Raw genomic sequence first — 7,306 nt, 5'->3', positions numbered from 1 at the left:
GTCGCCGCCGATCCTCACATTGGCGAGCTGACCCACAGTCACGGGAACCCCGCCGCGCGTCGCGACGACGGCGTTGCGGATTTCGTCGACCGAGCGGACGCGTGCATCGACGCGCACGAGATAGGCCTCGCCGGCCCGGTTGTAATAGTTGGCGCCGACTGCGAGATTGGCGCGTTCGAGGGCTTCACCGAGTTCGCTGTAGGAAATGCCGTAGCTGGTGAGGCGGGTCGGGTCGGGCTCGACGACGAAGGTCTTGGCATAGCCGCCGATCGAGTCGACGCCGGCAACGCCGCCGACCGATTTCAATTGCGGGCTCACGATCCAGTCCTGGACCGTGCGCAGATAGCCGGCCTTGGCAATCTCATCGGTGAGCATATCGCCTTCGGGGGTCAGATAGCTGCCGTCGGGCTGCCAGCCGGGTTGCCCGGCGACCTTCTTGGCCCCTTTGCCGTCGGGGTTCTTGTAACCGACGGTGTACATGACGACCTCGCCGAGACCTGTCGTCACCGGCCCGATCTGCGGCTGCACCCCGTCCGGCAGATTTTCGCCCGCCTGGAGCAGGCGTTCGCCCACTTGCTGGCGTGCGAAATAGAGATCGGTGTCGTCGGTGAAGATCGCCGTCACCTGGCTGAAGCCGTTGCGCGAGATCGAGCGTGTCGTCTCGAGCCCCGGAATGCCTGCCAGCGAGATTTCGATCGGATAGGTAACCAGCTTCTCGATTTCGACCGGCGACAGACGCGGGTCGATCGTGTTGATCTGGACCTGTTTGTTGGTGATATCGGGGACCGCGTCGATCGGAAGCTTGGTGAGCTGCCAGACGCCGAGGCCCGCGATGGCGAGGAAGAGGAAGAGCACCGCCCAGCGTTGCCGGACGGATAGCGCCATCAGTTTTGCGATCACGGTCTATTCCTCCTCGCCCGCGCCCTTGCCGAGTTCGGCCTTGAGCAGGAATGCGTTCTTGGTCGCGACGATCTGGCCGGGCTTCAGCCCCGACAGGATCTCGACCCGGCCGGCGCTGCGCTGGCCGACGGTGACCTGCTGGGCGCGGAAGCCATTGTTCGTCCGCACGAAGACCACGTCGCGGCCTTCGAGCGTCTGCAGCGCCTCGTCCGCGATCACGATCCGGGCGGGACCGCCCGTCTCGCCGCCCCGGCTCGGCAGCAAACGCACCCGGACCGCGAGGCCCGGCTGGAGCGACCCCGGCACATCGAGGACGGCGGTCGCCGACCGCGTGTCGCCGGAGAGGCCCGGGGTCACGGCGCGCACGCGCGCGTCGATCGTCCGGCCGTCGGGCAGTTCGATGATCGCCCGGTCCCCCGAGCTCAGGCGCTGCGCGTCGGCGGGACCGACGGCAGCCTCGATCTGGACCTGCGAGGGATCGGCGACGCGGAACAATTCGGTCTCGGGCTGGACGAAGGCGCCGAGGCTGGCGCTTTCGGCGGTAATGCGCCCCGAGATCGGGCTCGCGACGACCACGCTGCTGCCGTCGCGCGTTACCTGCGCTGCATTCGCTGCGGCGCGGGCGCGCTGCGCCTCCGCCGCGGCGGCTGCCGCTTCGGCCTGCGCCCGCTCATAATCCACGCGCGCCGACACGCGCTGGTCGAGCAAGGTCTTCTCGCGCTGGAGATTCTTCTGCGCGAGCGTCGAGCGTGCATCGGCCGCGACCCGTTCTGCCGCGATCTGCGCGGCGTCGCGGCTCTGGACGATTGCGATCGTCTCGCCGGCGCGAACCGGATCGCCGAGCCGCTTGAACAGCCGGGTCACCGCGCCGCCCGCGCGTGCCGTGACGATTGCCTCGCCGCTCGGCGCGGCGGTGACGGTCGCCTGCGAGATGATTTCGGAGCCGAGTCCGCCCGCGTTGATCGTCTCGACGCTGATCTCCGCCGCCTGGATCTTCTCGGGCGAGATGACGAGGCTGCTGGGCAAGGCTTCACTCGCCGCTTCCTCGCCGCCTTCGGCCGCCGGGGCGGGCGCCGGATCGGCGGTACAGCGCGCGACGCCGAAGCCCGTGACGGCGGCGAGCGCCATGGCGCCCGCGACAGTGCCGAGAAGGCGCTTGTCCTTGGTGATCATATTCTGTCTCCGCTGTTGATGCGGTTCGCGCGCCGACCGGCAGCGCCCCCCTGTTGACTGATGTGAATGGCGGGGCGTTCGGCCCCGCTGTTTGATGGGACCGGCGCGATCATGGCTGGTGATCCGCGTCGCCGTCGGCCGCGGCCTTGCGGGAAAGGATCGCTCGGGCTTCGGCGCGGGCCTGCCGGGCTGCGATCAGCTCGGCCTGGGTCGCGGCATAGGCCTGCTGCGCGTCGATCAGCTCGACGAGCGTCGACTTGCCGGCGCGGTAGCTGAGCTCGGCAAGCCGCACGCCCTCGCGGGCCTGCTCGATGCCGCTGCCTTCGAGCGCCGCAAGGCGCGCCTCGGCGGCTTCGAGTTCGGCCTGTGCATTGGCGATTTCCGCCTCGGCATTGACCACGGCATTCTCGCGCCGGGCGATCGCGGCGGCGACATCGGACTTGGCAGCCGAGATATTGCCGCGGTTGCGGTCGAAGACGGGGAGCGGGACCGAGACATTGGCGATGAGCGCCCGGTCGCCGGTATCGCGAAGCTGCCGGACACCGAAGCCGACCGACGGATCGAGACGCCCGTCGGCGCGCTGCCCCTGGAGCCGTGCCTCGGCGATCAGCTTCTCGGTTTCCGCGAGGCGGACATCGAGCGTTGCCAGCGAGTCCACCGTGACCGGTGCAACCCACAAATCACCTTCGATCAGCTCGGCAGGCGGAACCGAGCTTCCGAGGAGTGCTGCCAGCGAACGGCGGGCGGTCCTTTCCTCGGCCTCTGCGGTTCGGAGCTCGGCCGTTGCCTGGACGAGCGCCGCATTCGCGCGGAAGGCGCGGAGCGGCGGCTCGTTGCCGGTGTCGACCATGGCTTGGGCGACGCGGACGAGTTCACGCGCGCGGGCTTCATTCTCGCGGGCGAGCGTGAGGCCGTCGCGCGCGGCGAGCGCGGTCGCGAACTGGTTCCGGACCTCGAAGGCCAGGTCGGCGCGGGCAATCTCGAGCCGGTACTGGGCCGCGAGAAACTCGGCATCGGCGAGCGTCATGCGCGCGCGGCGCCGGCCCCCGATGTCGAGCCGCTGATTGACCGAGACCGTCGTTTCGAGGCCGTTTAGCCCCGAATAGGGTCCGGTGCCCGCGAAATTCTCGACATCGACATTGAGCGTCGGATTGTAGCGATAGCCCGCCTGGCGCTGGCGACCGCGCGCGGCCTCCACTTCGGCGGCGGCGGCAACCACGCGCGGCGAACGCGCGTCGGCTTCCTCCATCGCCTGGGCAAGGGACAATCGGGCGGGAAGCGGGCCGGTGCGGACCGCCTCGCCGGTGGATGAAGGCGGGCCGACCAGCTCCGCCCCTGCCGACTGGGCAGCGGCGGGCGCGGCATTTGCGCCTGCAACGAGCGCCGCGAGAGCCGCGGCGACAACTATGGATTTCATGAAAATGAGACTCCTGACGTTTCCAGGGAGAGGCGCGCACGAAAAGGGCGCACAGACCTAGAGCGTCAGGCGATTGGAGGGCGGAATGTCCCGATATAGGCGACCGGCGGCAGGGCGGCCGCCAGGATGCGCGCGTGCGACTGGCTGCACGGCTCTTCGGTCGAAGCGATCAGCGCTTCGGCGGGTACGCCCGAATGATGGCCGTGACAGCCATGCGGTGCGGACGGGAATTTCTGCTGCTCGCCCGACGAGGATTTCTCCTTGTCGCTTTCGGCGAGCTCGGTTGCCTGTTCGGAGATGCAGCCCGCGTCCAGCGCGGCGATCAGAGATGTCTTCTCCGCACGATCTTCGGTGGCATGCGCGAGCGACCCGACAACCGTCCCGGATGCAAGGAGAAGGGTCAAGAAAAGGAGGATCATCCGCCGCATTGGAACCGCCCCCTAGCATCGAGACGACCGAAAGGAAAGAAGAAGATTGTCAATCGACTTCGGCTCATCCACCAAAGGGCTCGAACGGACCCTGTAATAGTGTTACATGGCGTCAGTGGCATAAGTGATGATCGACATACAGTTCCAACAATCCCTGCGATGCATCAATAACTCTTCGAACTACCGGAACCAGTAAAAGAAGAATTTGACGATTTTAATATCCCATTCTATTCGCAATCGTGCCGATATAGTCTCATTACGCTTCAAGGCCCGCTGTCATCTGCAAGGCAATGCGCAGGCGCGCCGTTGCGGTTGGAGCAATTCCGGGCTCCGTTTCGCGCCGCAACCGGAGGGCTTGACCCTGTATCTACTACAGGGTGCAAAAGGGGATCGCGAGGAAGAGGGGAGCCGAAATGTCGACCAATCCGACGTCCGATGTCCTGCCATGGTCCGCGGCCGCGCCGCTGTTGACCGAGCAAATGGCCGCTTTTCGAGACGCAAGACGACTCGGCGATTAAGCGGCCGCGTGGCGCGCGCTGGAATGGGAGCATATTCTGAGCCAGCCCTATATGCTTCCGCACCTCGCATCGCATTGGCATATGCTGGGCTATGCGATCGCGCAGCGAAACTGGCGGGAGGGTGCCGGGCAGGCGCTGCGGCTCCTCCTCGTTCCGCTGGGGTCGCTGACCGGCCGCCTTCCAGCGGGCAACAGCGGCCGCGCGAGCGTGAGCGCCTTTCGGCCCATGCCGGTCCCAGGTGCGCTTGCGCTTCGCATTGAAGAGGCGCGGCAGGCTCTTTCGAAAGCGCCGCAATCGGACCCGTCCTGATTTTGGGGTTTCGGTTCGGACCGTTCGCTGATAGGGGCGCGCCCATGTCCGGCGCTCCTCTCCGCCTGCTGCTCGTGATTGTCCTGCTGCTCAGCGGGCTGCACGTTGCTGCGCCGGCGGACGCTGCGCTCACCCATCATGCGGGCGACGCCCACCATCTTCTGATCGACGAACCTGGCCATATCCAGGGCGGCGACGCCTCGGGCGGCCAGCAGGATGCGGATCTCCACGGCAGTCACCATAATTGCCCGGTGGCGCCGGACCAGGCGCTTTCGGGTCATGGCGACCTGCGCTGTTTTTCGGGCGGTCTCCACTATACCCGGCCCGCGACGCGCCTTGCTTCGCGCGCCCTCGCGCCACCCCTGAACCCTCCCCTCGCCTGAACCACGCCTGCCGCGCGGCCCTTTCCGGCCTGCGCTCAGTCGTCTCGTTCAGGAGTGAGAATTTATGCATATCCATATGCGCGCCGCCCTGTTGGCCGGGGCTGCGCTGCTGGCGGAGTCCCTTTGGGCTCAGCCGCTAACGCTCGACCAGGCGGTCGGGCGGGCCATTGCCGCTTCCCCCGAGCTTAGAGCGGGCGAAGCGGGGGTCGACGCCGCGCGCGCCGACCAGTTGCAGGCCCGGGTCCGGCCCAATCCGACCGTGTCCGTCGACATGGAAAACGCCGCCGGAACCGGAGGCTATGGCCTGTTCCGGCAGTCGGAGCTGACCGTCACCTATGCGCAGCCGCTCGAACGGGGCGGCAAGCGAGAGGCGCGCATGGCTTATGCCGAGCGCGGCGTCGTGCTGGCCGAAGCGCAATGGCGGGTCGTGCGGCTCGACATCGCGCAGCAAGTGCAGCGCGCCTATATCGACGTGCAGATCGCCGAGCAGCTCGTCTGGATCGGTGAGGACCGCGTCAAGCTCGAGAAGGAAATGCGGTCCGAAGCCGTCCGCCGCGTGCGCGGGTACAAGGATCCGCTCTTCGTCGAGACGCGCGCGGATGCCCGTATCACCGAGGCCGAGCTTGCCCTGAAAGAGGCGGTGGCGAAACGCCAGTCGGCGCGCGCGCTGCTCGTCTCCTTCTGGGGCGGTACGGTCGAAAATCTGACGGTCGCCGAAGGCATCGAGAAGCCCGACCCGCGCGATCCGGCGCTCGCCGAGGCCGATGCCGCGGTGTTCGATGCCGCCGTCGACCAGGCCCGGGCAAGGGTCGTGGTCGAGAAAAGCCGCGCCGTACAGGATGTCACGGTCTCGGGAGGCACGCGCTTCCTCCGTGATACGAACGACGTCGCGCTCGTCGGCGGGATTTCGATCCCGATCGGGCGCTTCGACCGCAACCAGGGCAATATCGCGCGGGCGCAGGCCGAACGGCAACAGCTCGAATTTCAGTCAGAAGCGAACCGGCTCGACCGGTTGCGGCGGCTGGCTTCGCTGCGGGCCGATGCCGATGCGGCGCGCGTCCGCGCCGAGGGCATCATGAACGACGTCTATCCGAAAGCGGTGAAGACGCTCGCTCAGGTGCGCGAAGGCTATGGGCGCGGCGGCTTCCGCTTCAGCGACGTCCAGGACGCCGCCGACGTCATCATCCAGATCCAGGGCCAATGGGCCGAGGCCATGACGAACTACCGCGACCTGCTCGCGGAAATCGATCGCCTCACCGGCCGGTTCGACACCGCCAACCTTGCGGAGACAAATCCATGAACAAACTATCTGTACGCGCCGCCGCAGCGGCGCTGTTTCTCGTCCTGCCCCTCTCGGCCTGCGGCGAGGGAGCCAAGGAAGCCGAAAAGGGCGAAGCGAAGGGCGACGAGCCCGCTGAGGGTCCAAACGGCGGCCGCCTCCTGACCGACGGCGACTTCGCGGTCGAGGTCACGATCTTCGAAGATGGCACCGATCCGCATTTCCGCGTCTATCCGTCGCGGGGCGGCAAGCCGCTCGATCCCAAGTCAGTCCAGCTCGAAATGACGCTCACCCGCCTCGGCGGGCAGGTCGATCGCTTCGCTTTCCAGCCGCAGGGCAAATATCTGGCGGGCCAAGGGGTCGTGACCGAGCCGCACAGCTTTGATGTCCAGGTGGTCGCCGTCGCCGACGGCAAGCGCCACGTCTGGAAATATGCGAGCCCCGAGGGGCGCACGCGGATCACCGCCGAAGCCGCCAAGGCGGGCGGCGTCGAAACCGCGGTCGTCGGTCCGGCGACGGTTGGCGACATGCGCGAACTGTTCGGGACGGTCGAGCTTTCGCCGACGGCGCGCTCCGAAATCCGCGGCCAGTTCCCCGGCCGCGTGGTGTCGGTCACCAAGGCGGTCGGCGATTATGTCCGCCGCGGCGACCTGCTCGCTCGCGTCGAATCGAGCGAAAGCCTGCAGGTCTATCCGGTGCGGGCGACGGTGAGCGGCGTGGTTGCCGAACGCAATGCGAACCCGGGCGACGTCACGGGCGACCGCGCCCTCTATGTGATCACCGATCCCAGCCAGACGACAGTGGTGTTCAACATCTTCCCGCGCGATCTCTCGCTGATCCGCCCGGGCATGAAGGTGACGGTCGAGACGCAGGACGGCACCAGCATCGCGACGAGCACG

The 7,306-nt window shown here is 67.3% G+C and carries 7 protein-coding genes and 1 pseudogene; 4 read left to right on the top strand and 4 right to left on the bottom strand.

Annotated elements, in window-relative coordinates; translation table 11 throughout:
• The 4 genes from ABS88_RS22095 to ABS88_RS22080 form a co-directional block, all read right to left on the bottom strand.
• On the bottom strand, window positions 1–900 hold a 900-nt coding region (locus tag ABS88_RS22095), incomplete at its 3' end, for an efflux RND transporter permease subunit (RefSeq protein ID WP_286750597.1).
• Between the two features lie 3 nt (window positions 901–903).
• Window positions 904–2,073: an efflux RND transporter periplasmic adaptor subunit gene (locus ABS88_RS22090; RefSeq protein ID WP_217372997.1), complete on the bottom strand. Its 1,170-nt coding sequence runs from the start codon at window positions 2,071–2,073 to the stop codon at window positions 904–906.
• Between the two features lie 109 nt (window positions 2,074–2,182).
• Window positions 2,183–3,490, bottom strand: coding sequence for a TolC family protein (locus ABS88_RS22085; protein WP_286750596.1), 1,308 nt, complete (start codon window positions 3,488–3,490; stop codon window positions 2,183–2,185).
• 65 nt (window positions 3,491–3,555) lie between these two features.
• On the bottom strand, window positions 3,556–3,894 hold the full coding sequence (locus ABS88_RS22080) for a hypothetical protein (RefSeq protein ID WP_286750595.1): 339 nt from the start codon (window positions 3,892–3,894) through the stop codon (window positions 3,556–3,558).
• Window positions 3,895–4,451: 557 nt separating this feature from the next.
• Here ABS88_RS22080 and ABS88_RS22075 point away from each other — a divergent pair.
• The 4 genes and pseudogenes from ABS88_RS22075 to ABS88_RS22060 all read left to right on the top strand — a co-directional run.
• Window positions 4,452–4,745: pseudogene (locus tag ABS88_RS22075) on the top strand (DUF3703 domain-containing protein); the annotation flags it as partial.
• 44 nt (window positions 4,746–4,789) lie between these two features.
• Complete coding sequence (locus ABS88_RS22070) at window positions 4,790–5,128, top strand: hypothetical protein (RefSeq protein WP_217372994.1); 339 nt, start codon at window positions 4,790–4,792, stop codon at window positions 5,126–5,128.
• Between the two features lie 64 nt (window positions 5,129–5,192).
• Window positions 5,193–6,428 carry a TolC family protein gene (locus ABS88_RS22065; protein WP_217372993.1) on the top strand — a complete coding sequence of 412 codons (1,236 nt, stop codon included), beginning with the start codon at window positions 5,193–5,195 and terminating at the stop codon, window positions 6,426–6,428.
• A partial coding sequence (locus ABS88_RS22060) for an efflux RND transporter periplasmic adaptor subunit (RefSeq protein WP_286750594.1) occupies window positions 6,425–7,306 on the top strand: 882 nt, incomplete at its 3' end. The genes ABS88_RS22065 and ABS88_RS22060, both read left to right, overlap by 4 nt.

The organism is Sphingopyxis sp. SCN 67-31 (genome assembly GCF_001725095.1).
This window is presented reverse-complemented; position numbering and strand designations above follow the sequence as displayed.

Excerpts from the sequence above, each read along its gene's own strand:
- ABS88_RS22070 (WP_217372994.1), top strand. The coding sequence starts at position 4,790 with ATGTCCGGCGCTCCTCTCCGCCTGCTGCTCGTGATTGTCCTGCTGCTC.
- ABS88_RS22090 (WP_217372997.1), bottom strand. The coding sequence starts at position 2,073 with ATGATCACCAAGGACAAGCGCCTTCTCGGCACTGTCGCGGGCGCCATG.
- ABS88_RS22065 (WP_217372993.1), top strand. The coding sequence starts at position 5,193 with ATGCATATCCATATGCGCGCCGCCCTGTTGGCCGGGGCTGCGCTGCTG.
- ABS88_RS22085 (WP_286750596.1), bottom strand. The coding sequence starts at position 3,490 with ATGAAATCCATAGTTGTCGCCGCGGCTCTCGCGGCGCTCGTTGCAGGC.